This window comes from Burkholderia sp. 9120 (genome assembly GCF_000745015.1).
GTDB lineage: Bacteria > Pseudomonadota > Gammaproteobacteria > Burkholderiales > Burkholderiaceae > Paraburkholderia.
Genome location: NZ_JQNA01000001.1, coordinates 119,071 through 143,691, shown reverse-complemented (window position 1 = coordinate 143,691; position 24,621 = coordinate 119,071). Strand labels below are relative to the sequence as shown.

Sequence of the window (24,621 nt, the reverse complement as noted above, 5' to 3'; positions counted from 1 at the left end):
CGTCCCATGAATCAATTGCAATCCATGCGCGTGTTCGTCAAAGTGGCCGATCTCGGCAGTTTCGTCGGCGCGGCCGGCGCGCTGGATCTGTCCACCGCGGTCGTCACGCGTCACGTTGCCGATCTGGAAGCGCGCCTCGGCACGCGGCTGCTCAATCGCACCACGCGCCGTCTGTCGCTGACCGAGTCGGGCAGCACATATCTGGAGCGCGTGCGGCACATTCTCGACGACCTCGAAGGCGTCGAGCAGATGGTGGTGGCGCGTAATCACGAACCGGTCGGCACCTTGCGGATCGTGGCGCCCGTGGTGTTCGGGCTGCATAGCCTCGCGCCCGTGGTGCAGTCGTACGCGGCGCGCTATCCGGATGTGATGCCGGACGTCACGCTGGCGGATCGCCAGGTGGATCTGGTCGAAGAGGGTTACGACGTCGGCATCATGGTCACGCGGCACATGCGCAGCGCGAGCATCGTTACGCGGCGCCTGACCACCGGCTATATGACGGTTTGTGCAACGCCCGCCTATCTGGCGCAGCACGGCACGCCGACGCGCCCCGAGCATCTGCTCGAGCATCCGTGTCTGAGCCGGCCTTCGGAGCAGGGCGGCGACGAGCGGGTGTTCACCGGCCCGGACGGCGAGGTCCGCGTGCGGCCCAGCAATGCGATCGCCGCGAACAACACCGAAATGCTCAGGCAGTTCGCGCTGCTGGGCATGGGCGTCGCGATTCTGCCGAGTTACCTGATTGGCCGCGATCTGGCGTCCGGGCGGCTCGTGCCGTTGCTGGGCGACTACCGGTTGCCGCAGATCGAAATCACGATTGCGTATCCGAGCCGCTTGCACTTGCCGGCGAAGGTGCGAACCTTCATCGATCATCTGGTCGAGTATTTCCAGCCGGGTCAGCCGTCGTCGCGCGATCGGTCGGCGTCGGCGTTCGCTGTGACCGCGCTGGATCCCGCGCACGATCTGCCGGAAGCGGATTTGCACAGCGACACGGTGCGTCCGGTGCGCAGTGCGGTGCGGACGCGAAGCGCGGCTTCGGTGTCGGCTTTGTCGCCGATCTGATTGAAAATGGGGCGTTGCAGACGGGCATTCTTTTCATGCTCGCGTGCCGACGCCCCTTTTTATCGTCGCCGATCTGATATTCAGGCGCCGTATTTCTTCTTCAGATAGTCGATAAGATGGAACCCCACAATCCCTCCGGCCACGTTGACTTTCGACCAGTTCCAGAACTCTAGTTGCGCCTTGAGTTGTCGATCGCGGAAATAGCCGGAAACGTCATTGTCGAATTCGCTCTGAAGTCGCGACCTTTCTCTGATAACGCCCTGCATGCTATTGTCGCCGTTTCCGTACCGGTACAGCGCATCCTCGTAATACGCCTTCCTGCCTTCGATATACTTAATGGAGTCGTCGTTTTTTCTGTAAGGCATCAGCCTGGTGACGGCATTTCCTTCGCCCGCGAGCGGCCACTTGAAAGATATTTTTTTCAGGGATTTGAGTGCGCGATCGTCCAGTTTGAATATGGGGCTGTCGTCGTTGAGCGCCTCGCGCTGCAGGATATACAGATCCCGTTTGAAGTCCTGACGGGCAGTCAGTTCATTTCTATACGTGTTCGGGGTAATCTGGGGCATCGATTTTGTTGGGTCTGAAATTGTTTCGTGAAATTTCGAGTTGAACAAAACCAGATCCATGGTTTGATCGTCGATGTAATTTTTTAGATTGATTTGCTGATTTTTTATCAGAGCTTGCCAGATCTTTGAAAGATTTTTCCCTTTGGTTTCTTCGGTCCCCCACACTTCCTGCCATCGTTTCATGAAGGGCGAATTTTTTTCGTTTGAAAGCGGGCCGATGGTCGAGTTTTTATTTGCTCCAAAATAAGGCTCCTTCGTGCCCATGTTGAGCCATGCCGGATTCCGATCCATTTTTAAATGGCCGAGCTGGCGGTTGGCATCATCGATGGACTTGAATTTTGAGTAAAAGAACAACTCGCGGTCGCTCGGCGGCGGCGGCAGGGGCCGGTCCTGCCCCCTGAGTGGTCTGGGAGGCGCATGGGTTCCATTGGCTGCGCGTTCAGATCGTTCAGGCGCCGTTGATAATCTCCATTGCTCTCCACTCGCCTGGCGTGAAGTCGACGCAACGGGTGGCTCATCGCAAAAGCCCGACCGTGTTCCGGCTGCCGTGGACACGGATGCCTGATCGATGCCTGACGGCAGCTTCGAGTAACGGGCGCTTTCCGCTCTCGGATTGGCGATCACTTGCGCATCGGGTGGCGGGATTTGTTCAGTTGTTCCTGCTCGCAATCGCGGTGGTCGGGTCGGACCGAGCGGATAACCGAGTTGCCCGTTGACACGCTGTGGCGGATTAAAAAATGACTTGAGCGCGGAGGTCGTCGTTGACTCCAACGCGGGCGCCTCGGCATAAATGCGCGGTTGGGTCGCTGACGACATCTCCTGTCGATTCGGCTGGGGAGTGGCCCCGGCGCCGTCATTCCCGAACGGGACAGACTGAGGTTTAAGCGGCGGCGGATCTTGCAAACCTGGCTGCGGCTGATCCTGGTTAGTCGCGATTTTCATAACTCCACTCCGTGGGCGGTAATGAGCCGTGCCGGCATCGGCAGGAGTGTTCAGTATTCGGGGAAATATTCTCGCCAGGTGGTACATAGGTGCGCCGACGCGGCGGCCGGCGCATCCGCGTTTCTTACCGGCTAGATCCACACGTCATTTTCGGCGGTGCGGTCGCTGGTTTCGTCGCCGGTATTTTTCACGCCGCGCGGCTCGATCAGCAGCATCCTGACCTCGCGTTCGGCGTACGGCTTGTGCTCGACACCCTTGGGCACCACGAACATTTCCCCCGCTGAAATCAGCACGAAACCGTCACGCATGTCGATCCGCAACTGGCCGTCGAGCACGATGAAGGTCTCGTCGGTATCGGCGTGTTCGTGCCAGATGAACTCGCCTTCGATCCGCACCACCTTGAACTGGTAGTCGTTCATTTCGGCGACCACGCGTGGCTGCCAATGATCGTGAATCCGGCTGAGTTTGTCGGCGAAGTTGATGGGCTGGTAGGACGGTTGGGTCGTTTGATCGTTTGACATGGAAAGCGCCTCCTGAGCACGATGGGTCAGGCCGAAGCATAGAGCGCGATACGCTTCGGGGTCTTGCACGTTTGTGCGCGCTCAGGCGGTGCGACGCGGCGGGGTTTGGCTTATCAGCAAGGACGCACGCGCCTTCTTAGGCGTCGTGTCCGCCTTCGTCTTGGGCCTCGCCTTTGCCTGCGGCTGCGACCAGGCCCAGGTCTACGCCTTCGTTCAGCGCATACCCGGCGCCGGAGCACCCAGCATCTTCAGCCACTGCGCCGGCGCCACGCCCCACGCGCGTTTGAAATGCCGTGTCATATGGCTCTGATCGGTGAAGCCGCTGGCGGCGGCCGCATCGGCGAGCGACATGCCATGAACCACCAATTGCCGGACCCGATCGAGACGCCGCATGGTCAGATATCGATGCGGGCTGGTGCCGAATAGCGCGCGAAAATCCCGCGACAAACTCCAGCGGTCACGACCGGCCGCGGTAGCCAGTTCGTCGAGCGTGACCGCGCTTTCGAGCGACGCGAGCAGATACTCGCGAGCGCGTGCCGCAGCCTGAAAATCCACCGGACGGCGTGTGCCCGCGGCGCCGGCCACGGCGTCGAGCGCGATCGCCAGGTCGTAGAGCGCGTCGTCCTGTTCGAGCGGGTCGAGCGCGTTATCCATGGTGCGCAGCAGGTTCGCGGTGGCGTTGAAGAGACGCGGATCGTCCGACAGGCCGCCTTTGACGAACGGCAACGGCTTGCCGCCGAGCGCCTGCTGCAACAGCGCCGGGTCGACATAGACCATGCGGTAGCGGAAGCCGTCGCCGGTGCCGGCCTGGCCGTCATGCGGCTCGTCGGGGTGCAGCACCATCGTGCCGCCCGGCAGGCTGTTGCGGGAACCGCCGCGATAGCGAAAGTTCTGCACGCCGGCCAGCGTGTGGCCGATGGCGTAGGTATCGTGCCGGTGCATCGCGTAGGCGGTGTGATGAAAGAACGCCTCGATCCGCTCGATGCCGTTCGCGGCGTCCGAAAGCGGTGAGCGATAGATCCAGTCGGCGCCGGGTTTTTGCATGGAAGGCGGCCGCGCCGAAGCGCTTGGCTCAGACGCCGCCGCCCCTGGCGCAAGCAAACGCGGCAACACGTCCCGCGCTCGACTCACGCGCCGAGACCCGGGCCAAAACTACCGCCGATCAGCCGCGTCACGGAGTCGACGTCGGCGTAATCCTGTTCCGGCAAACCGTCGAGCATCGACAGCACTTCGTTGCTCGCACCGGCTTCGCGGGCGGCGTCGACGAGGGCATCTTTGTTCGCCGGGAAATGGACTTCGCCGAGCACGTCGGCGATTTGCAGATCAATCGATTCGCCGGGAATGGCCGATGCGGTCATGCAAACGCTCCTGCGGATTCGTTGGACGGATGAAGCCTGCGATTCGACTTAACGACAAAACACGCAACTTTAACAAGATCAAGCACAACATCAAGCACGCGCGCGTCGCCGTCAGGTCTGAAGATGCTCGTTCTGGCCGGTAAAGCTGCGTTCGAGATGTCGGGATTTCGGCAGCGCAATATGTTGCCATTGTTGCGGACGGGTGTCGTCCGTGGCGGCGACGCCCGGCGCCGCGGGGGCAACCGGTGCGGCATTGGCGCGTTCGGCGAGGCTGCTCGCATCGGTGCCGTCGCGCGCGGTATGCACCGGCGCGGCGAAACACGAAGCTGACAGTGTCACCATGGTCAACAGTGTCGAGGTTTTCATCGCCCGACCTCCTAAGCTCATGCGGCGCTGTCAGTTGAGCAAGCGCTGTGCCGTCCCCGCGTCGAAAGGAAGGCGCAAGCTACGCGCGATGTCGTCGTATGCGAATCGCGTGCTTCTACCATCTTAGATGGCAAAACCTGCAACGCGCGCACATTTGCGACAAAACGGTATTGTAAATTTCAAATGATGGCAGCCAGAAGGCAAGTCCAGGTCAAGTCGGAAATCGTGCGGCGGCGAACTGGCCGCAAAGACCTGGTGAGTGGCTCTATTGCGGTGCGGCAAAGCATGAAAGCGGTAAAGCGGTAAAGCGGTAAAGCGGTAAAGCGGTAAAGCAGCAAAGCGGCAAGCTGCGGCGGCCTTGCCTTACCGCAGGCCCTCGAATCCACGTGCTCCGACTAGCCGCTCAGCGCAATACCTCGAACCGCGTCCACGGCCACGACGGCCGGTCGCGCATATACCCGTTCAGCCAGTTCCACTGCGGATGCCGCTTCATGAACGCCTGCGCATCGAACGGCCGTCCGCACGGATGCCCCCAACGCGCGGCGAACGCCATCGCGCTTGCCATTTCGCTATCGGCCACTTTGCCGTCATTCGCGCCCCACGGATTGAACGGCCCTTGATCGTTGCCGCCGAAGCGCGCGTCGTCCAGTTCCAGATGCCCGCAGATGGTGCGCGAGCAGGGGTTGTCGTTACGGTCGAGATACACGTCGTGATGATCGGCGATCATCGCTTTGGCCAGTTCGACATCGATCTTGCCGTGATGCAGTTCCGCGAGTTGCATGAAGCGCAAACGCCGCGCGCCGTTCTTGCGCACGTCGGTGTAATCCTCGCCTTCGCCGATGCATTCCTGGTTGCGGATCTTCAGATCGGTCGCGGTGTTATAGCCGCTGTAGAACCCATCCTTCGTGCTTTCGAAGCCGGCGTAATGCAGCCCGAGTTCGTAGCGCGCGATCTCGCCGGTCCTGGTGTCGCCGAGCAGCCAGCTGTTCGCGTAGCCGCCGTTATTGGCGAGCGCGAACATCTCGCACCATTCGGCGATGCTGTTCGCGTATTGCGACGCGCGCCGCGAGCGGTAGAACTCGGGCGCGCCGGCCGCGTTATAGCCGACGAAGTTCGAGATGGTGGTTTCGGTCACCATCAGCCCGGCGGCGGTGATCCAGAAGTCGGTGAGGCTCGAAATGCAGCCCGGCAAACCTTGCATGAGAATGCGGTTGCCGCGCTCCGGCACGATGTCGAACACCACGTTGAACGCGTCGCCGGCGGCGTAGCGGTCCCACGAGTTGTGGGCCATCACGATGCGGCCGTCGCGCGTGGCGCTGCCGGTCGCGATGAACGCGCTGCAATGATGGCCGCGCCGTCCGCGCCACGGTTTCAGACCCAGCTCGGGCTTCTGCTGCGCCGCATGAGCCGGCCACCAGCTTTGCAGCAGATCCATGTAGCCGTTCCACGCCAGCACTTCGGCGAACGGCAGCTTCGCGCCGTCGGCGATGCCCTGGATTTCGTCGGCGAATTCGGTGTCGAGCTGGTTGGCGAACTGCGACACGGCGGCGCCGACGAAGGTGTCGAAGTCTTCGCCGGTGTCCCATTTCGCGAGGTAGCGGGCCGTGTGGATCGCGTTGCGGATTTCGGCGGCGAGCAACTGGCCGTGCTGCTCGCCGCGATCGTACGGCTCGCCTTCGATATGCACGAAAATCCAGCCCGCCTGATCGCGGCGCGCGGCTTCGTGTGACGGTTCGCTCATCTTCGCTCCGGTGCTCACTTTTCGCTGCAGCGGTCTCCCTATTGTAGAAAATCTGCCGGGCTTTGCACGGCACGCAAGGGCAACCGGGAGAAGCTCAGCGCGTCGGATTCATCCGGAAATAAGCATCGAGCAGCGAAGTTTTGTACACCACGCCCGCGAGTTTCGGATGCGCGGCGCTCTCCACGACCGGCAGCCGCTCGCCCTGAAACGCCATGAAGTGCTGCAACGCGACGCCGAGTGGCATGTCGGGCGTGAGCACGTCGAAATGCGGCTGCAGATAATCGGCGGCGGTCTTCGCGGAAGTGTCGCGTTTCTCGAGCAGGTCGGAGGTAATGTCTTTCAGCGCGACCACGCCGAGAAACGCGCCGGACTCGTTGGCCACGTACAGATACTTCACCGGATACTCGAGAAACACGCGCGTCATGTCGTGCACGGTGGCGTTCGGCGGCACGACGGTTTCGGCCGGCCGGATCAGTTCGCGCATCTGCGTGGAGCGCAGCCGCGTGCGCTCCTGTTCCTCCTGATTACGGTGCAGCGTGATCTCGTACATCGACGTCTTGCCGATCGCGCGCGACACGAAATACGCGACCACGCACGACAGCATCAGCGGCAGCACCACCTGATAGCTGAGGGTCATTTCGAAGATCATCAGGATCGCCATCAGCGGCGCCTGGGTCGCGCCGGCCAGGAACGCGCCCATGCCGACCATCGCGTACGCGAACGGCGCCGAGGTGCCGTGCGGCCACAGCGCATGCATGCCTTGGCCGAACAGGGAGCCGACCACCGCGCCGACGAACAGCGTCGGCGTAAATACCCCGCCGACCGCGCCGGAACCCGCAGTCGCCGCGGTTGCGACGAGCTTGAACACCAGCACCAGCACGAGCGCGGTCCATGTCCACGGCGAATGCAGAATCGAGTTGACCACGCTATAGCCGTTGCCCCACACCTCGGGCGACCAGACCGACAGAATGCCGACCACCAGACCGCCGATCGCGAGCCTCACCGGCAGCGGCAACGGCAGCTTGCGAAAGCTCGCCTTCGAGACGTCGAGCAGCCGCAAAAACTGCGGCGCCGCCGCGCCGCACAGCGCGCCGAGCGCGACGAACAGCAGCACCTCGAGGCCGGCCACCGGCGGAAACACCGGCATCTCGTACGGCGGCCTGTAGCCGGCGAATTCACGCATCGTGATGTTGGCGACCACGGCCGCGACCACCACCGGCCCGAAGCTTTCCATGGCGATGGAACCGAGCACGATCTCGGTGACGAAAAACGCGCCGGCAATCGGCGCGCTATACGCGGACGTGATACCGGCCGCCGCGCCGCACGCCACCAGCAGCCGTAGCCGCGGCGGATCGAGATGCACCCAGCGTCCGATCAGCGACGCGGCCAGCGCCGCCAGTTGCACCATCGGCCCTTCGCGGCCGATCGAGCCGCCGCTCGAAATCGTGAACAGCGACGACACGCTGCGCCAGAAGCTCAGCTTCACCGGCACCACGCCGTCGCCGATCGCGACCGCTTCCATGTAGTCGACGTGGCTGTTCTTGTCCGTATGACGCCGCGCGATCAGCAGGAAGAACCCGGCAATCAGACCGCCGGCAGCGGGCAGCCAGATCCGTACCGTCCACGGCAGGCTGCGGGCCATTTCGACGAAGCTGCCGGACTTGCCGACCGTCGCCAGTTGCAGCAACGCGATGGCCTCGCGGAAGGCGATCGTCGCGAAGGCGCCGGCGACGCCGACCACCACCGACCAGACCAGCATCGTGTGGGCTTCGGAAAGACGGAACAGATGTTGGGCGCGGGTGCGCAGCTTCAGCAGGAATGAAAGCACGTCGGCGTGACAGGGTGTGAGAGGTTGGACGGCATGCCGAGCCACCGCAGCGCGCCCGCAACGGACGGCGGGCGCGCTGCGACGGCTGGGCGGTGAAGGGCGGCGCGGCTCAAGCCGCCGCCTTGTCGAGTTCGGGATAGTGCCGGAAGATGCACGCCTCGTTATGCTCGATGCGGCGCTCCGACTGCAGATACGCGGCGATGTTCGGCCGCTCGATCACCGCGTCGTGCAACGCGGCGAGCCGCGGATAGTGTTCGCCGAAGCGCTTGAGCGCGCGCGGAAACGCGTACAGCAGGCCGTCGATCAACTGGAACATCGACAGGTCGACGTAGCTGAGCGCATCGCCGACCATCCAGGTGCCGCCGGCCGGATTCTGCTTCAGCACGCGCTCGAAGTACGTCATGAACTTCGGAATCCGGTTGTCGATGAAGTCATGCGCGCGCACCTTGGCAGCGTCTTTCTGGTCTTCGTAATACAGCGCGCTGGCGAGCGGATGGTGCGTGTCGTGCGCTTCGGTAACCATATCGGCGATGGTCAGTTGCAGGCCGTTGGCGACGTAGCGCAGGCTCTCCACCTGCGGCGCCAGATTGAGTCGCGGCCCCAGATAAAACAGAATGTTGGCGGTCTGCGCGATCACCAGATCGCCGTCTTTCAGAAACGGCGGCGCGTACGGCGGATAGGGCTCGTCGCGGCTTTTCATGAGAGCCATCATCGCGTTGGTGCCGAGGCCGTCCGACGGCTCGCCGCGCGCCACTTCCACATAGTCGGCGCCGGCTTCTTCCAGCGCCAGCCGCACGAATTCGCCGCGGCCCTGCAGGCCGTCCCAATAGTAAAGTTCCAGGCTCATCGATCGATCCTCATTCCGGTTGCCCATGCGTCTCTTGAACGGGCAGGTTGCACGACGGATTGCGTGAACTGACGACGTCAGCAACCAGTATGCCGTGCGCTCGGGCCGGATGGGGCGCCGGAATGCGCAAAACCCCGCACGCGGCGGGGTGGGTTTGAAGGCGGGCGGCGCTTAGCCGAACAGGCGCTGGACGGCCCATGTGATCCCGAGTCCGCCGGCAATCAGCCAGACGTACAGAATGAAGCCGGTGGTCAGCGCACGGGGCCCGGCCTGGCGAATCTGCGAGATCCGCGTTTCGATGCCGAGGGCGGTCATGGCCATGGTCAGCGCAAAGGTGTCGAGCATGTTCAGCGTGCTGGTCGCGGCTTCCGGCAGCACATGCAGCGAGTTGATCACGACGAACGCGAGGAAGCCGAGCGCGAACCAGGGAATCGCCAGCTTGCGCGGGGCATGCGAGGCAGCGCCTTCATGCGACGAAGCCGGGCGGGCCGAACGGTTCACCCACAAGCCGACCACCAGCAGCACCGGCACCAGCAGCATCACGCGGGTCATCTTGACGATGGTGGCGATATGCTCGGCTTCCGGGCTGACATTGCTGGCCGCGCCGACCACCTGCGCCACTTCGTGAATCGTGCCGCCGAAGAAAAGGCCCGCACCCACCGTGTCCAGATGCAGCCAGCCTGCCTTGAACAGCACCGGGTAGAGGAACATGGAGAGCGTGCCGAACAGCACCACGCTGCCCACGGCCATTGCGCTCTTGTGCGGCTTGGATTGCAGCGTCGATTCGAAGGCGAGCACGGCGGCCGCGCCGCAGATCGCGCTGCCGGCTGCCGTCAGCAGCGCGGTGTCGCGGTCGAGCTTCATGATTTTCATGCCGGCCCACGTGCCGATCACGAGCGTGCTGACGACGATCAGCACCGATTCCGCGAGGCCCGGCAAACCGACCTGGGCGATTTCCTGCAGGCTGACGCGCAGTCCGAAGAAGGCGACCGCGATGCGCAGCAGCTTGCGCGCCGAGAAGTTGACGCCGGCCGACCAGCTGGCGGGCATGCCGTCGCGCAACGCGTTGCCGTACAGCGCGCCGGCCACGATGCCGACGATCAGCGGGCTCAGACCCAGTCCGGCAATCGCCGGAATCGCGGCGATCCGCGTGACGGCGGCGGCGAACAGCGCGACGAACAGAATGCCGTTGAGTTGGCCGCGAGTGGATGACTCGGCGGCGGGATGGGGGGCGGTGAGATGAGCGGTTGACATGGTTTGCAGCCCTTTTCTATGACTGACTAAGATTCGATAGGGCTTATCCTAAATTAGATATATCGATATGAAAAATCGTGATTTAGGATGTAAAGTATAGGTTGTGCTGATACTTTGGTTCCCATGACCCCCGATCAACTTATAACGTTCGCTGCCGTCGCCGAGCATCGCAACATCAGCCGGGCGGCGGTTGCGATGCATTTGTCGCAGCCGGCCGTGTCCGGCCAGTTGCGGCAGTTGCAGGACGAATTCGGCGAACCGCTTTATCAGCGCGACGGCCGCGGCGTGCGTCTGACGCCCGCCGGCGAGCAGTTGGCGAGCTATGCGACGCGGCTGCGCGATACCTGGCGGCAGGCGCATGCGTACCGCGACGCGTTGCGCGGGTTGGAGCAGGGCACCTTGCGGATCGGCGCGAGCACCACGCCGGCGAGCTATCTGCTGCCGTATCTGATCGCCGAGTTTCATCGGCGCTTCCCTGAGGTCACGCTGCATGCCGCCGATGGCAACACCACGGAAATCGTCGGCGCGCTGGGTTCGGTCGACATCGCGATGATCGAAGGACCGGTTGGCGCGGATTTGCCGCCGGACACCGCGGTGCATGCGTGGCGCGAGGATGAGATCGTCGCGATCATGCCGAGCTCGCACCCGTTGGCGCGGTTGAGCGGGGCGGGTGGTGAGGGCGGCCGCGTCGAACTGGCGGCGTTCGGTGACTATCCGCTGGTGTTGCGCGAGACCGGCTCGGGTGTGCGGCAGATCGTCGAGCGCGCGTTTGCCCGGGCAGGTGTGCCGATGCGCGTGGCGCTGGAGATTGCCGGCGTGGAAGGCGTGAAGGAGGCGGTGCGGGCTGGCATGGGCATCGGTTTCGTGTCGGCCATGTCGATGCGGCATGAAAACGGCGCGCTGCGTTTGTTCTCGCTGAGCCCGGAACCGCTGACGCGACGCTTGTCGATCCTCGTGCCGCACGCGAGTGCGCCGGCGCGGGTGGTGGAGCAGTTTCTCGCGTTGTGTCTGGCGGAGGGGGCTTGAGCGAGGGGCGCGGGGGACTTGCTGGCCGATCAGCCAACTCGCCAACACGCCGCCTCGCTAACACGCGAAGCCCACCCCTGGGGATTTCCACTATGGTGCATGACGCCGGCCCCGGCGCACTATTCCGGCATCGCAAGCGCCTCGGCGCTTTTTTTCGAAACGCATTTGGAACCGGTTCCAAATGCCGATTGGCAGACAGGATTGGGTAAATTCGACATGACTGACGCAGTGGACGTGGTGATCGTCGCCAGCGCGTTCGGGATGGACGCGGTACGTGCGCACGGTCATCTGAAGTGGGCGGAAGCGAGCCGGCAAGCCGGCGCGACGGGTTTCGAAGTGCGTCGCGAGTTGTTCGCCGACGAAACCGACGCCGTCCCACACAAGCTGCGCGAACTCGGCGAGCGGATCGCGGCGCTGGGTTTGTGGCGCGTGTACTCGACGCCGGCCTCGCTATACGCGGCAGACGGCACGCTCGACGCCGACGCGCTGCGCCTGTCGATCGAAGAAGCGTTGGCGCTCGGCGCGCGCTTCGTGAAGCTGCAACTGGGCGGGTTCGCCCGTGAGGCCAACGCGGCCGTGATCGCCGATCACCTGCGTTGCGCGGATCTGCGACTGGTCGTCGAAAACGGGCAACTGGCCGAGGGCGGTTCGCTCGACCAGTTCGTCGGCCTGTTCGACGCGCTGGCGCGCGAGGGCCACGCGGACCTGCTCGGCATGACCTTCGACATCGGCAACTGGGCCTGGCGCGATGTCGCGCCGCTCGACGCGGCCGGGCCGTTGGCGGCGCACGTCGACTATATCCATTGCAAGACGACGACGGGCGAGGGCGCGCGGCGTTTTCCCGCCGCCCCGGCCGCCGACGATGCGCAGTTCGCCGCGGTGCTCGACGCGCTGCCGCGGACTGTGCCGCGCGGTATTGAGTTTCCGTTCGAGACGAATCGTATCGATGCGGACGCGGCGCATTACGTCGCGTGGCTGGCGGCGGCGTAAGCGGTGCGCGGGACCTGAGAGAAAGCGGTAGAGAAAACAGCACACAGCGAATCAATGCAGGAGCGAAGCATGAGCAACACCAACCCCCACGCAGCACTCGACGTCATCACCTACGGCGAAGCCATGGCCATGTTCGTAGCCGCCGAAACCGGCGCGCTCGCGGCGGTCGGGCAGTTCACCAAACGCGTTGCCGGCGCCGATCTGAATGTGGCGATCGGCCTGTCGCGGCTCGGCTTCAAGGTGGGCTGGATGAGCCGCGTCGGCAGCGACTCGTTCGGCCAGTTCGTGCGCGATGCGTTGACGAAAGAGGGCATCGATCAGCGCTGCGTGACGACCGACGAACACTATCCGACCGGCTTCCAGTTGAAGTCGAAAAACGACGACGGCAGCGACCCGGCGATCGAGTACTTCCGCAAAGGCTCGGCGGCGAGTCATCTGTCGTTGGCGGACTACGCGACGGACTATGTGCTGCCCGCGCGTCACCTGCACCTGACCGGCGTGGCCCCGGCGATCTCGGCGAGTTCGCGTGAACTCGCGTTTCATCTCGCGCGCGAAATGCGCACCGCCGGCAAGACGATTTCGTTCGACCCGAATCTGCGCCCGACCTTGTGGCCGTCACGCGCCGCGATGGTCGACGGTTTGAATGCGCTGGCTGCGCTGGCCGACTGGGTGTTGCCCGGCATTGGCGAGGGCGAGATTCTGACCGGCTACACGAAGCCGGACGACATCGCGAAGTTCTATCTCGACCAGGGCGCGCGCGGCGTGATCATCAAACTCGGCGCACAAGGCGCGTATTTCCGCACCGCCGACGATGCCGCGATGATTCCCGGCCGCCCGGTCGCGAAGGTGGTGGATACGGTCGGCGCGGGCGATGGTTTCGCGGTCGGCGTGGTCAGCGCGCTGCTCGAAGGCCGCACGCTGCCGCAAGCCGTGGCGCGCGGCAATCGCATCGGCGCGCTGGCGATTCAGGTGATCGGCGATTCGGAAGGCTTGCCGACCCGCGCCGAACTCGACGCGCTCGAACTGGCCGACGTGCCGTCGGTCGCGACCGCGTTGTGAACGACGAGCGGCAGCGTTAGGCCCCCAACGGCCGAGCCCCAACCCCCAACACCAAGAGCGCGCCGAACCGCGCCCCATGACCGTTCATCATTGTTTCGGGAAGCCGTCAAAGGAGACACCCATGACCTCATCGATCGCGATTCGCCGCTGGTGGACGATCATGCCGATCGTATTCATCACCTACAGCCTCGCTTACCTGGACCGCGCGAACTTCGGCTTCGCGTCGGCGGCCGGCATCAACCAGGATCTCGGCATCAGCAAAGGGTTGGCGTCGCTGATTGGCGCGCTGTTCTTCCTCGGCTATTTCTTCTTCCAGATTCCCGGCGCGATCTACGCCGAACGCCGCAGCGTCAAGAAGCTCGTGTTCTGGAGCCTCGTGCTGTGGGGCGGCTGCGCGGCGCTGACCGGCATGGTCAGCAATATTCCGTCGCTGATGGTGATCCGCTTCGCGCTCGGCGTGGTCGAGGCCGCGGTGATGCCGGCCATGCTGATCTTCATCAGCAACTGGTTCACCAAGGGCGAACGCTCGCGCGCCAACACCTTCCTGATTCTCGGCAATCCGGTCACCGTGCTGTGGATGTCGGTCGTGTCCGGCTATCTGGTGCATTCGTTCGGCTGGCGTCACATGTTCATCGCCGAGGGCGCGCCCGCGATCATCTGGGCAGTGTGCTGGTGGTTCATCGTGCAGGACAAGCCGCAACAGGTGTCGTGGCTGACCCAACAGCAAAAGGACGATCTCGCGCAAACGCTGCGCGCCGAGCAGGCCGCGATCAAGCCGGTGCGCAACTATAGCGAGGCGTTTCGCAATCCCGCGGTGATCAAGCTGTGCGCGCAATATTTCTGCTGGAGTATCGGCGTGTACGGCTTCGTGCTGTGGCTGCCGTCGATCCTGAAGAACGGTTCGACGCTCGGCATGGTCGAAACCGGCTGGCTCTCGGCGCTGCCGTATCTGGCCGCGACCATCGCGATGCTTGCAGCTTCGTGGGCATCGGATAAACTCAATCGCCGCAAAGTGTTCGTGTGGCCGTTCCTGCTGGTCGGCGCGGTGGCGTTCGCGGCGTCGTACGCACTCGGTTCCACGCACTTCTGGCTCTCGTATGCGCTGCTGGTGATCGCCGGCGGTGCGATGTACGCGCCGTACGGGCCGTTCTTCGCGATCGTGCCGGAGTTGCTGCCGAAGAACGTCGCGGGCGGCGCCATGGCGCTGATCAACAGCATGGGCGCGCTCGGTTCGTTCGTCGGCTCGTATGTGGTCGGTTATCTGAACGGCGCCACCGGTTCGCCGTCGGCGTCGTATGCATTCATGAGCGTGGCGCTGGTCGCCGCGGTGATCCTGACGCTGATCGTCAAGCCGCAGCAGCAGGATCAGACGCCGAACAACGCGGCCCCGCTCGCTACACCGTTGCAAGGAAAATAAGCTGATGAAGAAGATCGTCGCCTGGAAGCCGCTGCCCGAAGATGTGCTCGCGTATCTGCAGCAGCATGGGGAGGTCGTGCAGGTCGATGCGGCTCAGCACGACACGTTCGTCGCGGCGCTGCGAGACGCGGACGGCGGCATCGGTTCGAGCGTGAAGATCACGCCGGCCATGCTCGAAGGCGCGACGCGGCTCAAGGCGCTGTCGACCATCTCGGTGGGCTTCGATCAGTTCGACGTGGCCGATCTGACGCGTCGTGGCATCGTGCTCGCGCACACGCCGGACGTGCTGACCGAATCCACGGCCGATACCGTGTTTTCACTGATTCTCGCGTCAGCGCGCCGGGTGGTCGAACTCGCCGACTGGGTGAAGGCGGGCGAGTGGCGGCAGAGCATCGGGCCGGCTCACTTCGGCGTCGACGTGCAGGGCAAGACGCTCGGCATCGTCGGCCTGGGGCGCATCGGCGGCGCGGTCGCGCGGCGCGCGGCGCTGGGCTTCAACATGAAGGTGCTGTACACCAACCGCAGCGCGAATCCGCAGGCCGAACAGGCTTACGGCGCGCGGCGCGTCGAGCTGGCGGAGCTGCTGGCCACGGCCGATTTCGTCTGCCTGCAAGTGCCGCTCACGGCTGAGACGAAGCATCTGATCGGCGCGGCCGAACTCAGGTCGATGAAGCCGGGCGCGATTCTGATCAACGCGTCGCGCGGTGCGACCGTCGACGAACCGGCGCTGATCGAGGCGCTGCAAAACGGCACGATTCGCGGCGCGGGACTCGACGTGTTCGAGACCGAGCCGTTGCCGGCCGACTCGCCGCTGTTGAAGCTCGCGAACGTGGTCGCGCTGCCGCACATCGGCTCGGCGACCCATGAGACGCGTCACGCGATGGCGCGCAACGCGGCGGAAAATCTGGTCGCCGCGTTGCAAGGGACGCTCGCGAATAACATCGTCAATCGTGAGGTTCTGGGCCAGTGAGGCAACGCGTGAACGGCCGGGCGAGGCGCCGATGAGCACGACACCGCACACCGCGCCGCGCCGCGCGACGATTACCGACGTCGCGCGTGAAGCCGGCACCGGCAAGACCAGCATCTCGCGCTATCTGAACGGCGAGATGAGCGTGTTGTCGCCGGAGTTGCGCGCACGGATCGAGGCCGCGATCGCACGGCTCGACTATCAGCCGAACCAGATGGCGCGCGGCCTCAAGCGCGGCCGCAACCGGTTGATCGGCATGTTGCTCGCCGATCTGACCAATCCCTACACCGTCGAAGTGCTGCAAGGCGTGGAAGCCGCCTGTCACGCGCTCGGTTTGATGCCGCTGATCTGCCATGCCGCCAACGAAGTCGAAATGGAGCGGCGCTATCTGCAACTGCTGACCACGTATCGGGTAGAAGGCGTGATCGTCAACGCGCTTGGCGTGCGTGAGGAGACGTTGCGGCCGGTGGTCGGCAGCGGGATTCCGGCGGTGCTGGTGGATCGTCTGGTCGATGGGCTGGTCGCCGATATGGTGGGGCTGGACAATCGCGCGGCGGCTGAGTTGGGCACACGGCATCTGCTCGAAAACGGCTTCGACGAAATCTGGTTTGCCGTTCAACCGTTCGAGCAGGTCAGCTCGCGGCAATTGCGCGAGGCGGCGTTTCGTGAGGCGATGAGCGCGCACGTTGGGCAAACGGGGCAAACGGGGCAAGTTGCTCCAGGCCAGCAGGGCGGTAAAGGCGGCGCGCGTGGGCATACGCTGGTGCTGAATCTCGCAGATACGGCCGAAGTCGAACGCAGCCTCGCCGAACTGGACCGCGCGATCGACGCCGCCACGCATGCGGGGCGTTCAGGCCGCGGCGGCAACCTGGCGAAGCCAGGGGAGGCAGCTATTCCCGTTGGCCCATACCCGCGCCGCATCGCGCTATTCGCCGCCAACGCGCCAGTCGCGCTGTGTCTCGCGCTGCACCTGAAAGCCCGCTACGGCGCCGACTGGCAAAGCCGCGTCGCGCTGCTTTCCATCGACGACCCCGACTGGGCCGAATTGACCGGCGTGACGACGATCCGCCAGCCGACCTACGAGATCGGCTACCGCGCGGTCGAGTTCCTGCACGAGCGCATCGAAGGCGTTCAGACTGCCGCGCGCGACTGTCTGCTGCCGGGAGAGTTGATCGTTCGCGCGTCAACTTCGCGCTGATCTGCGATCATTCGGGCTGCGGCGCGCAGCGGGTGCGCGCCGGTCATTGCAAGGACACTCATGGTTGTAGCACCGCTTACCCTCTCCAGTCTCGCCGTCGCGACGCTGCTGGTCGCCGCCTTACCTTTCCTGATCTACCGTCGTCTGCGCCGGCCGCTCGCGCTGAGGCCGCGTGATGCGATCACCGGTATCGCGATCTTCGCGTTGTTCGCGATGGTGATCGAGCGGGCATTGAACGACTACGTGCTGCATCGGAACGAGGCGACCGCCACCTTCCTGGCCAATCCGCTGGCCTTCGTGGTGTACGGCGCGCTGGCCGCGGGTATCTGCGAAGAAGTGGGGCGTTTCATCGGTATGCGGCTGCTGCTCAAGCGCGCCGCGGCTAAAGCGGCGTCGACTACGTCGATCACGTCGGACAGCGCGGCCGCGCGCGGCGACGACGGCACCGCGCTGACCTACGGCTTGGGCCATGGCGGCGCGGAAGCGTGGCTGGTGGGTGTGCTGGTACAGATTCAATGGATTCTGTTCGCGGTGTTCGAAAATCGCGGCGAACTGGACGGCTACCTGAGCAACCTGCCGACCGATTCGGTGATGCGCATCCATCTGATCCTCGCCAGTCTGACGCCGCAGACGGCCGGGATTTTCGCGCTCGAACGCGTGGCCGCGCTGATCTTCCAGATTGGTTTGTCGGTGCTGATGTGGCGCGGTCTGCGCGCCGGCTGGCGCGGCATCCTGCCGCTCGCGATCCTGCTGCATGCGCTGGTGGATGTGCCCGCCGCGCTGTTCCAGGCGCAACTGGTGCCGCTCGCCGCGGTGGATGGCGTGTATGCGCTGGGCGCGTTGATCGTCGTGGGGGTGTTGTTCAGAACGTACCGGCGGCCGGCGGTCGCGGCATAATCCGGCCGCGGTGTTATCTCGTCGGCGGCTCCGCGTGAGCGGCCGACCCTTCAGCATGACCTCTGGACCCTTCCCATGGAAGCTTACCAATACGACTGCGCGAATCCCGAGTTCGAGGAATTGGCGCGAGTCATCAGCGATCTGTTTCCCGAGCAGACGCAGTTCATCCAGCGCGCGGCGGAAGATGGCACGCCGACGCTGGCGATTCACTGGGTGGCGATGCGTTTCGGCGCGGCGGCGCGCCGCATCGTGATGACGGTGGCGATCACGCCGGCTGCGCTGGCGCGTTATCGCGCGACGCCGGCACGGTTGCGCGGCCGCAGCTTTGCCGTGTTGCGCGCGTATGTCGAAGCGAGTATCGGCTCGCTCGAAGAACAGTATGCGAACGGTGAGGCGGTGCCGCGTGACGTTACGGTGGATCTCGGCGACGAGTTTGCTTGAGGCCTGGGGCGTGAGCTTCAGGCCCAAGCTCCCTCAATCGGCAAGCCGATAAACCTTCGCGAAGCGTGCGGCCTGGACCACGCCGTAATCGCCGGGCGCGTATTGCATGATCCAGTCGCCGGCGACACCGCGCAGCACGTCGCCGCCGGCGGCGGAGCGCGCGAGCGAGAACGCTTCGGTCATCTGCCTGGCGAGTACGACGGCCGGACGGTTGCGGTAGGCGCCCGCTTCGCCGTGCGCGAGCGCGGCGTCGGCGGGGACGTATTTGGCGTCGAAGCGTTCGCGCGAGACGACCCAGCGGTCGCCGGTCGATCCGGTGATCAGCGCGTCGCCCGGGACATAACGGTTCGGGCCTTCGAGGCTCATCAGTTCGCCTTCGACGGCGGCGAATTCGACGCTGACGGTTTCGTCTTTCACGACGCGACGGGCGTGCGGATCTTGACTCAGATCGAGATTTTTCAGTTCGTTCATGAAGCGGGCGGAGATAGAGATGGTGATGGCAGCGTGCGGGCAGGGGATCGCGACGAGGTGTCTCTGAACCCGTTGCCGGAGGCCGCGAACTCGCATCATGCCAGATGGATCCGGCGATCGGTTTGTTTTGGGTCGGGTAGCGCGATAAGCGCGCGACGAAGCACTCGCCGGTCCCCAAAAAGAACAGGGCGAGCGGCTCGAATGCTCGCGCCGCTCGCCCTTCTTACTGCTGAACTATCGAATTACCTAAGCATCGCTCCGCGCGATTACTGCGCCGCGTCGCTCGCCGGCGCCGGCGCAGCCTTGCCGGCCTTGCCCTTGCCGTGATGACGCGCAGCGGCGTTCGGACCGCCCGGCTGATGGAACGTCACGTCGGCCAGCTTCTTCTGCTCGGGCGAGAAGCTGCTATACAGCGGGTCGAACGCGTCGACCAGCTTCTTCATGCCATCCGCATGGGCTTGCGCGATTGAAGCGTATTGCTTCATGTCGTCGATCGCGGACAGGTTGCCCGCGGCCTTGCGTTGCTGGAACAACTGGCCCATCGTCTCGCCGTTGCTGCGCATGACGTCGGCGAAAGCGTTCCATTGCGATTCCTGCGCCGAGGTGATCTTCAGTTGCGAGTGCAGGTAGGCGATCCGGTCTTCGACATTGCGCTCGTGGCCGGCTTTGCCGGCGGGGGCCGCCATGGCGCCGGCCGGTGCCGATGCCGGCGCGGGGGTTTGTGCGAACGCGCCGCTCATGGCGACTGCGGTGGCCAGCATTACCAGTGCTTTTTTCATCGAAACTCCTGATGTCTATTCGAATTGGGACAAGGCGCGTGTGGCGAGCGGCCCGCCTCGCGTCGATGCGGCCGGCTGCCCATTTGCCGTCGCCGCTATTAGTATCACGATATCCCTACAATGCGCCGCTTATGCGACAAACGCTTACAACCGAAACCAACAGGAAATAGCGGGTGGATAAATTCGTCAGCATGGAAATCTTCGTCGCGGTGGTCGAGGCGGGCAGCCTGACGGCGGCGGCCGAGCGGTTTGACATTTCGTCGGCAATGGTTGGTAAACATATCCGCGCGCTCGAAACCCGGCTGGCCACGCGGCTGCTGACACGCACCACACGCCGGCAAAGTTTGACGGAGATCGGCCGCCAGTATTACGAGCAATGCCGGCGCATTCTGGCCGACGTGAAGAATGCCGAGTCACTCGCCGAGGCAATGGCCGCCGCGCCGCGCGGCGTGCTCAAGGTGACCGTGCCGCTGACCTATGGCGTCGAAGTCTTCGCGCCGGCCATGACCGACTACCTCACCGCGTGGCCGGACGTGATTCTCGAACTCGATCTGTCGAACCGCGTGATCGATCTGGTGGAAGAGGGCTTCGACGCGTCGGTGCGGATCGGTCATCTGGCGGATTCGAGTTTCGTCGCGCGGCCGCTGAAGCCTTACCGGATGCGTACGTGCGCGTCACCGGCATATCTTGAGCGGGTCGGCACGCCGCGCACGCCGGCCGATCTGGTGGATCACGAATGTCTGGGTTTTCTGCACTGGGGCCGCGAAGGTTTGTGGCGGCTGGACGGCGAGACCGTCGCGGAAAACCAGCTGCGCGCCGGGCGATTCCGCGCGAACAACGGCCAGGCGCTGAAGGTGGCCGCGTTGCGCGGATTCGGCCTGGTGTTGCAGCCGGAGGCGCTGCTCGCGCGGGAGATTGCCAGCGGCGAGCTGGTGTCCGTGCTGGAGGATTATTTGCCCGACGGCGCACCGGTTCATCTGGTCTATCCGCGCGACCGGCGCGCCACGCCGAAGCTCACCAGTTTTATCGACTTCGTGATCGAGCGTTTCGGCGTGTGATCCATCGCACGACATCACCGCCCGCCGCTCAAGACGCGCGATAATCCGCTCCACCTTTGACCTCCTTCTTTCGCCCGCGATGAGACCTCCGCGCCTCGACCAACTCGACGACCTCGACCGCAACCTCGTTGCGCTGCTGCAAGCCAACGCCCGCGAAAGCGTCGCCAATCTCGCGCGCCAGCTCGACGTGGCGCGCACCACCGTGATTGCGCGCATCGCGCGGCTCGAACGCAGCAACGTGATCGCCGGCTATAGCGTGCGGCTTGGGCAGGACGTGCTCGACTCGAGCATCGTCGCCTATGTCGGCATCATCATCGCGCCCAGGCACGGGCCAGCCGTGCAGAAGCGGCTCGGCAAGATGCCGGAAGTGCAACTGCTGTGCGCGGTGAGCGGCGAGTTCGATTACGTCGCGTGGCTGCGCGCCGATTCGCCCGACCGGCTGAACGATCTGCTCGATCAGATCGGCGGGTTGGAGGGCGTGGAGCGCACGACGACCTCGATCATTCTGGCGCGCAAGATCGATCGCGGTACGGTGTGAGCGGGTGGCTCGTCGTCTCTTGTCGGCCCTTGCCGTTTACGCCGTTTTAACAACTTTTCGACATATCGACTGATCGGTTCGTCATAACGTCGAAGTTCATGGTCATATCGCAGCATTTTGCGCGTATGAAGTGTTTTTGCTTCTCCCTAAACTGTTGCTCAAGGGTTCAGCCCGCCGGGCGCAGCGCCACAGCGCAGCGCACTTCCCAAGCTGGAGACAGCAGTTAGAGAATCAGGAGAAGCGCATGAAAGTAGCCATCGTTGGCGCAGGTTTGATCGGTCACACCATCGCCCACATGTTGCGCGAGACCGGCGACTACGAAGTCGTCGCGTTCGACCGCGATCAGCACGCGCTCGACAAGCTCGCCGCCCAGGGGATTCCGACGCAGCGAGTCGACTCCGCCGATGCCGCCGCGCTGCGCGCCGCCGTGCATGGCTTCGACGCGCTTGTCAACGCGTTGCCGTATTACCTCGCGGTGAACGTGGCGTCGGCGGCCAAGGGCGCGGGCGTGCATTACTTCGACCTGACCGAAGACGTGCGCGCCACTTCGGCGATCCGTGAAATCGCGGAGACGGCCGATCACGCGTTCATGCCGCAGTGCGGTCTCGCGCCGGGCTTCATCGGCATCGCGGCGCACGAACTGGCGAACCGCTTTACCGAAATCCGCGACGTCAAGATGCGGGTCGGTGCGCTGCCGGAATTCCCGACCAATGCGCTGAAGTACAACCTGACGTGGAGCGTCGACGGTCTGATCAACGAGTACTGCCAGCCGTGCGAAGCGATTCGCGACAGCCGCACGCAGTGGGTGCAGCCGCTCGAAGGCCTCGAACATTTTTCGCTCGACGGCACCGAATACGAAGCCTTCAATACGTCCGGCGGCCTCGGCACGCTGTGCGAAACGCTGGCGGGCCGCGTCGAATCGCTCGACTACAAGTCGGTGCGCTATCCGGGCCACCGCAATCTGATGCAGTTCCTGCTCGAAGACCTGCGCCTCGCCACCGACCGCGACACGCTGAAGAACATCATGCGCCGTTCGGTGCCGTCGACCGCGCAGGACGTGGTGCTGGTGTTCATCACCGTGAGCGGCATGCGTGACGGTCAACTGGTGCAGGAAGTGTTCACCCGCAAGATCTTCGCGAAGACGGTGTGCGGCGTGCCGATGAGCGCGATCCAGATCACCACGGCCGGCGCGATGTGCGCGGTGCTCGACCTGTTCCGCGAGAAGAAGCTGCCGCAAAGCGGTTTCGTGCGCCAGGAGCAGGTGTCGCTGCGCGACTTCCTCGCGAACCGGTTTGGGCAGCTGTATGAAGGGCAGTCGCTGGATACGATGGCGACGGTTTAAGGCTGGGCTGCGTTGCGAGACGTGGGGAGGTTTTGAGCCGAGGGTCGTGGAAACGCTCCGCATTGACGGTGAGTCATGCGGGGCGTTTTTGTTTTTGCGGGAGGTTCGCGCGATGTCAGGCGATGTTGAGGGTGACGCTGAGGTGACTTTCAAACCGCGCTTGCTTGCGTAAGTGCAACGCCAACGCCAACGCCAGCTACACCGGCAACGGCGGTTGCATCGTAGCCGCCGGATAAGGCTCGCCGATAATCCGCGCGAGCAAAGCCTCGTAATCCGCCGAAGTTGGCGCGGTATTGTCGAACGTCAACAGATCGTCGCACACTTCGCCGTCCGGCACGAAGCGGCGCTGCCGGTATTCGTCCCAATGCGCGAGCTTGTACGCGTCGTTCGGATTGCCGCGCTCGACGATACGCCGATGCGCGGTTTCTTCCTCCGTATCGACCCACACGACCCTGAGCGTGACCTTCTCGCCGACCCCCAGCCACGCGCGATCGAACAGGCGCCGTTCCCGCACTTCGCGCGACAGCGGGGCGACCACCAGCGCGCTTACGCCGAGTTCGAGGTTGTCGCGGGCCGTGTCGATCAGGCTGCGATATTCCGGGTCGCGCAGATGCTGCAGGAACAGCGGGCTGTCGCGGTCGTTCGGGTCGCCGGTCAGCATGGCCATCGCGGCCGCGCTATAGCCGCCGTAGAGCGTGTCCTTGTCGAGCAGGCAGAAGGGCGTGCCGCTCGCCTGCGTCAGCGGGCCGAACAGCTTTTTCGCAAGCGTGGTCTTGCCCGCGCCCGCGTGACCGCAAACGAACACCAGATAAGTCACGCAGACTTGTCCTCCGGCGCGGCCGAGGCGGCGCCGAGCTGCGGGTCACGCGCGAACTTGCCGCCGGCTTCCAGCCACATCACGTTGATGATGCCGAAGCCCAGCGCCACACCAATGCCGAGAATCCAGGTGAAGTACCACATTGCAATCTCCTTGATCGACTATCCGCCGATGCGCATAGTGACGCATTGCGCATAGACGCGATGGCGAAGACCATGCTGACGAGCGAGGCTGGTGCGCCTTGCAACCGAGGGTAAATCCGTAACGCGCCGGACCTGCGCAAGCGTCCCTTTGCAGCGATCATGAAGAAGAATGCGGCGTCATGCAAGAGGGCGGGGTGAGGTCGGGCCGGGGTTGGCCATCCGGCCAGGGTGGCAGAACGGCCGCGCGTTGCTATCATGCCTGGCAATGTGTAAGCGGGAGCATTCAGGATGGCAAATCAACATCCAACATACCCATAACAAAACCCGGCACGACAACCGACCACCAGGGAGAACCACATGCCTCAGCGCCTGCATTGCCACTTCCGGGCTGCGTTGCTCGCGCTTGCCGCGTCGGCTGCCACGTCCGCTGTCGTGCCGGCCGTCACGTTGAGCGTCGCGCTGCTTGCCGGTTGCGCCGCCGCGCCGGCCGAGCCGGTGCCGTTCAAGGCGGTGCCGGCCGCGCGCATCATCCAGCCCGGCTACACCGAGCGGGGCGACGGACTCGTCGCGGTCGACGTGCGGCGCGAACGTTCGCGCGACGTGATCGTGCGCTTTCGCGATGCTCTGGTGTATATCGACGGCGAGCAGGTCACCGATCTGATGAACGGCGAGCACGTGGTCTTCTATCTCAGCCCGGGCGTGCATCGCATCGGCGTGTCCACGCAGTTCGATCCGGTCGTCGAAATGCGCTTTACGGTGACGGCGGACACGCGCTACACGAACCGCGCGTCGATCGTCTTCAACGAAGAGCATCGCATCGCGCTGCGCCGGGTCGCCCAGTAACGACCGCCGTGCGCCAGGCCCGACAAGCCACGTTTAACAAATGAATACAAGACGTTCACGCTGCGCCTTTAACATGGCGGATACGTCGACTCAACTCCCGCAGATCCCGACGCCAGGCACGCACCCTGCGAACCCCGGCGGTCTGTTTCCGTT

At 64.2% G+C, this 24,621-nt stretch carries 26 protein-coding genes; 13 read left to right on the top strand and 13 right to left on the bottom strand.

Annotation, left to right across the window (positions count from 1 at the left end):
- The first annotated feature begins 6 nt into the window (after window positions 1-6).
- Entirely contained in the window at window positions 7-1,059 is a 1,053-nt protein-coding gene (locus tag FA94_RS00645) for a LysR family transcriptional regulator (RefSeq protein ID WP_035545879.1), read from the top strand.
- 80 nt (window positions 1,060-1,139) lie between these two features.
- Here FA94_RS00645 and FA94_RS38445 read toward each other — a convergent pair whose 3' ends face one another.
- The 9 genes from FA94_RS38445 to FA94_RS00600 form a co-directional block, all read right to left on the bottom strand.
- The gene (locus FA94_RS38445) at window positions 1,140-2,567 is read right to left on the bottom strand and encodes a hypothetical protein (protein ID WP_156126469.1); all 1,428 of its coding nucleotides are present in this window, start codon (window positions 2,565-2,567) and stop codon (window positions 1,140-1,142) included.
- 131 nt (window positions 2,568-2,698) lie between these two features.
- Window positions 2,699-3,088 (bottom strand): cupin domain-containing protein, encoded by a 390-nt coding sequence (locus FA94_RS00635; RefSeq protein WP_035545875.1) that lies wholly within the window; start codon window positions 3,086-3,088, stop codon window positions 2,699-2,701.
- Window positions 3,089-3,301: 213 nt separating this feature from the next.
- Window positions 3,302-4,132 (bottom strand): AraC family transcriptional regulator, encoded by an 831-nt coding sequence (locus tag FA94_RS00630; RefSeq protein WP_035545872.1) that lies wholly within the window; start codon window positions 4,130-4,132, stop codon window positions 3,302-3,304.
- A gap of 83 nt (window positions 4,133-4,215) precedes the next feature.
- Complete coding sequence (locus tag FA94_RS00625; protein ID WP_035545870.1) at window positions 4,216-4,446, bottom strand: DUF2795 domain-containing protein; 231 nt, start codon at window positions 4,444-4,446, stop codon at window positions 4,216-4,218.
- A gap of 111 nt (window positions 4,447-4,557) precedes the next feature.
- Window positions 4,558-4,812 carry a hypothetical protein gene (locus FA94_RS00620; protein WP_035545868.1) on the bottom strand — a complete coding sequence of 85 codons (255 nt, stop codon included), beginning with the start codon at window positions 4,810-4,812 and terminating at the stop codon, window positions 4,558-4,560.
- Window positions 4,813-5,215: 403 nt separating this feature from the next.
- Entirely contained in the window at window positions 5,216-6,553 is a 1,338-nt protein-coding gene (locus FA94_RS00615; protein ID WP_035545866.1) for a C45 family autoproteolytic acyltransferase/hydrolase, read from the bottom strand.
- Between the two features lie 94 nt (window positions 6,554-6,647).
- Complete coding sequence (locus FA94_RS00610; protein WP_035545865.1) at window positions 6,648-8,381, bottom strand: ClcB-like voltage-gated chloride channel protein; 1,734 nt, start codon at window positions 8,379-8,381, stop codon at window positions 6,648-6,650.
- A 109-nt stretch (window positions 8,382-8,490) separates the two neighbouring features.
- Window positions 8,491-9,228, bottom strand: coding sequence for a glutathione S-transferase (locus FA94_RS00605; protein ID WP_035545862.1), 738 nt, complete (start codon window positions 9,226-9,228; stop codon window positions 8,491-8,493).
- A gap of 171 nt (window positions 9,229-9,399) precedes the next feature.
- Window positions 9,400-10,482: a YeiH family protein gene (locus FA94_RS00600; RefSeq protein WP_035545860.1), complete on the bottom strand. Its 1,083-nt coding sequence runs from the start codon at window positions 10,480-10,482 to the stop codon at window positions 9,400-9,402.
- Between the two features lie 123 nt (window positions 10,483-10,605).
- On the opposite strand from FA94_RS00600, the gene FA94_RS00595 reads away from it, so the two are divergent.
- From FA94_RS00595 to FA94_RS00560, 8 genes are all read left to right on the top strand, one after another.
- Window positions 10,606-11,508 carry a LysR family transcriptional regulator gene (locus FA94_RS00595; protein ID WP_035545857.1) on the top strand — a complete coding sequence of 301 codons (903 nt, stop codon included), beginning with the start codon at window positions 10,606-10,608 and terminating at the stop codon, window positions 11,506-11,508.
- A gap of 216 nt (window positions 11,509-11,724) precedes the next feature.
- Window positions 11,725-12,498 carry a sugar phosphate isomerase/epimerase family protein gene (locus tag FA94_RS00590; protein WP_035548949.1) on the top strand — a complete coding sequence of 258 codons (774 nt, stop codon included), beginning with the start codon at window positions 11,725-11,727 and terminating at the stop codon, window positions 12,496-12,498.
- A 69-nt stretch (window positions 12,499-12,567) separates the two neighbouring features.
- Window positions 12,568-13,557, top strand: a complete 990-nt coding sequence (locus FA94_RS00585; protein WP_035545855.1) for a sugar kinase — start codon at window positions 12,568-12,570, stop codon at window positions 13,555-13,557.
- Window positions 13,558-13,678: 121 nt separating this feature from the next.
- The gene (locus tag FA94_RS00580; protein WP_035545853.1) at window positions 13,679-14,974 is read left to right on the top strand and encodes an MFS transporter; all 1,296 of its coding nucleotides are present in this window, start codon (window positions 13,679-13,681) and stop codon (window positions 14,972-14,974) included.
- A gap of 4 nt (window positions 14,975-14,978) precedes the next feature.
- Window positions 14,979-15,944 carry a 2-hydroxyacid dehydrogenase gene (locus FA94_RS00575; RefSeq protein ID WP_035545851.1) on the top strand — a complete coding sequence of 322 codons (966 nt, stop codon included), beginning with the start codon at window positions 14,979-14,981 and terminating at the stop codon, window positions 15,942-15,944.
- A gap of 31 nt (window positions 15,945-15,975) precedes the next feature.
- Window positions 15,976-17,139 (top strand): LacI family DNA-binding transcriptional regulator, encoded by a 1,164-nt coding sequence (locus tag FA94_RS00570; RefSeq protein ID WP_035545850.1) that lies wholly within the window; start codon window positions 15,976-15,978, stop codon window positions 17,137-17,139.
- A 60-nt stretch (window positions 17,140-17,199) separates the two neighbouring features.
- A complete protein-coding gene (locus FA94_RS00565; protein WP_035545847.1) occupies window positions 17,200-18,036 on the top strand; it encodes a YhfC family intramembrane metalloprotease in 837 nt (278 codons plus the stop codon).
- A gap of 75 nt (window positions 18,037-18,111) precedes the next feature.
- Complete coding sequence (locus tag FA94_RS00560) at window positions 18,112-18,477, top strand: DUF3022 domain-containing protein (protein WP_035545844.1); 366 nt, start codon at window positions 18,112-18,114, stop codon at window positions 18,475-18,477.
- Between the two features lie 33 nt (window positions 18,478-18,510).
- On the opposite strand, the gene FA94_RS00555 is transcribed toward FA94_RS00560, so the two are convergent.
- Window positions 18,511-18,948 carry a PGDYG domain-containing protein gene (locus FA94_RS00555; RefSeq protein ID WP_035545842.1) on the bottom strand — a complete coding sequence of 146 codons (438 nt, stop codon included), beginning with the start codon at window positions 18,946-18,948 and terminating at the stop codon, window positions 18,511-18,513.
- Window positions 18,949-19,214: 266 nt separating this feature from the next.
- Window positions 19,215-19,727, bottom strand: a complete 513-nt coding sequence (locus FA94_RS00550; protein WP_035545840.1) for a Spy/CpxP family protein refolding chaperone — start codon at window positions 19,725-19,727, stop codon at window positions 19,215-19,217.
- A gap of 173 nt (window positions 19,728-19,900) precedes the next feature.
- Between FA94_RS00550 and FA94_RS00545 the strand changes: the two genes are divergently transcribed.
- From FA94_RS00545 to FA94_RS00535, 3 genes are all read left to right on the top strand, one after another.
- Window positions 19,901-20,785 carry a LysR substrate-binding domain-containing protein gene (locus tag FA94_RS00545; protein ID WP_035545839.1) on the top strand — a complete coding sequence of 295 codons (885 nt, stop codon included), beginning with the start codon at window positions 19,901-19,903 and terminating at the stop codon, window positions 20,783-20,785.
- 79 nt (window positions 20,786-20,864) lie between these two features.
- Window positions 20,865-21,323 carry an Lrp/AsnC family transcriptional regulator gene (locus FA94_RS00540; RefSeq protein WP_035545836.1) on the top strand — a complete coding sequence of 153 codons (459 nt, stop codon included), beginning with the start codon at window positions 20,865-20,867 and terminating at the stop codon, window positions 21,321-21,323.
- Between the two features lie 244 nt (window positions 21,324-21,567).
- Entirely contained in the window at window positions 21,568-22,665 is a 1,098-nt protein-coding gene (locus FA94_RS00535) for a saccharopine dehydrogenase family protein (protein WP_035545833.1), read from the top strand.
- A 196-nt stretch (window positions 22,666-22,861) separates the two neighbouring features.
- On the opposite strand, the gene FA94_RS00530 is transcribed toward FA94_RS00535, so the two are convergent.
- Together FA94_RS00530 and cydX are read right to left on the bottom strand one after the other, a co-directional pair.
- The gene (locus tag FA94_RS00530; protein ID WP_035545832.1) at window positions 22,862-23,482 is read right to left on the bottom strand and encodes a P-loop nucleotide/nucleoside kinase family protein; all 621 of its coding nucleotides are present in this window, start codon (window positions 23,480-23,482) and stop codon (window positions 22,862-22,864) included.
- Window positions 23,479-23,625: a cytochrome bd-I oxidase subunit CydX gene (gene cydX / locus FA94_RS37525; protein WP_035545829.1), complete on the bottom strand. Its 147-nt coding sequence runs from the start codon at window positions 23,623-23,625 to the stop codon at window positions 23,479-23,481. Before cydX ends, FA94_RS00530 begins: the two co-directional genes overlap by 4 nt.
- 357 nt (window positions 23,626-23,982) lie before the next feature.
- Here cydX and FA94_RS00520 point away from each other — a divergent pair, with 357 nt between their 5' ends.
- The gene (locus FA94_RS00520; RefSeq protein ID WP_035545827.1) at window positions 23,983-24,468 is read left to right on the top strand and encodes a hypothetical protein; all 486 of its coding nucleotides are present in this window, start codon (window positions 23,983-23,985) and stop codon (window positions 24,466-24,468) included.
- Window positions 24,469-24,621: the final 153 nt, after the last annotated feature.

Bases quoted from the DNA above. Each gene is read 5' to 3' on its own strand.
- FA94_RS00645 (WP_035545879.1), top strand. From the start codon at position 7: ATGAATCAATTGCAATCCATGCGCGTGTTCGTCAAAGTGGCCGATCTC.
- FA94_RS38445 (WP_156126469.1), bottom strand. From the start codon at position 2,567: ATGAAAATCGCGACTAACCAGGATCAGCCGCAGCCAGGTTTGCAAGAT.
- FA94_RS00635 (WP_035545875.1), bottom strand. From the start codon at position 3,088: ATGTCAAACGATCAAACGACCCAACCGTCCTACCAGCCCATCAACTTC.
- FA94_RS00630 (WP_035545872.1), bottom strand. From the start codon at position 4,132: ATGCAAAAACCCGGCGCCGACTGGATCTATCGCTCACCGCTTTCGGAC.
- FA94_RS00625 (WP_035545870.1), bottom strand. From the start codon at position 4,446: ATGACCGCATCGGCCATTCCCGGCGAATCGATTGATCTGCAAATCGCC.
- FA94_RS00620 (WP_035545868.1), bottom strand. From the start codon at position 4,812: ATGAAAACCTCGACACTGTTGACCATGGTGACACTGTCAGCTTCGTGT.
- FA94_RS00615 (WP_035545866.1), bottom strand. From the start codon at position 6,553: ATGAGCGAACCGTCACACGAAGCCGCGCGCCGCGATCAGGCGGGCTGG.
- FA94_RS00605 (WP_035545862.1), bottom strand. From the start codon at position 9,228: ATGAGCCTGGAACTTTACTATTGGGACGGCCTGCAGGGCCGCGGCGAA.
- FA94_RS00600 (WP_035545860.1), bottom strand. From the start codon at position 10,482: ATGTCAACCGCTCATCTCACCGCCCCCCATCCCGCCGCCGAGTCATCC.
- FA94_RS00595 (WP_035545857.1), top strand. From the start codon at position 10,606: ATGACCCCCGATCAACTTATAACGTTCGCTGCCGTCGCCGAGCATCGC.
- FA94_RS00590 (WP_035548949.1), top strand. From the start codon at position 11,725: ATGACTGACGCAGTGGACGTGGTGATCGTCGCCAGCGCGTTCGGGATG.
- FA94_RS00585 (WP_035545855.1), top strand. From the start codon at position 12,568: ATGAGCAACACCAACCCCCACGCAGCACTCGACGTCATCACCTACGGC.
- FA94_RS00580 (WP_035545853.1), top strand. From the start codon at position 13,679: ATGACCTCATCGATCGCGATTCGCCGCTGGTGGACGATCATGCCGATC.
- FA94_RS00575 (WP_035545851.1), top strand. From the start codon at position 14,979: ATGAAGAAGATCGTCGCCTGGAAGCCGCTGCCCGAAGATGTGCTCGCG.
- FA94_RS00570 (WP_035545850.1), top strand. From the start codon at position 15,976: ATGAGCACGACACCGCACACCGCGCCGCGCCGCGCGACGATTACCGAC.
- FA94_RS00565 (WP_035545847.1), top strand. From the start codon at position 17,200: ATGGTTGTAGCACCGCTTACCCTCTCCAGTCTCGCCGTCGCGACGCTG.
- FA94_RS00560 (WP_035545844.1), top strand. From the start codon at position 18,112: ATGGAAGCTTACCAATACGACTGCGCGAATCCCGAGTTCGAGGAATTG.
- FA94_RS00555 (WP_035545842.1), bottom strand. From the start codon at position 18,948: ATGAACGAACTGAAAAATCTCGATCTGAGTCAAGATCCGCACGCCCGT.
- FA94_RS00550 (WP_035545840.1), bottom strand. From the start codon at position 19,727: ATGAAAAAAGCACTGGTAATGCTGGCCACCGCAGTCGCCATGAGCGGC.
- FA94_RS00540 (WP_035545836.1), top strand. From the start codon at position 20,865: ATGAGACCTCCGCGCCTCGACCAACTCGACGACCTCGACCGCAACCTC.
- FA94_RS00535 (WP_035545833.1), top strand. From the start codon at position 21,568: ATGAAAGTAGCCATCGTTGGCGCAGGTTTGATCGGTCACACCATCGCC.
- cydX (WP_035545829.1), bottom strand. From the start codon at position 23,625: ATGTGGTACTTCACCTGGATTCTCGGCATTGGTGTGGCGCTGGGCTTC.
- FA94_RS00520 (WP_035545827.1), top strand. From the start codon at position 23,983: ATGCCTCAGCGCCTGCATTGCCACTTCCGGGCTGCGTTGCTCGCGCTT.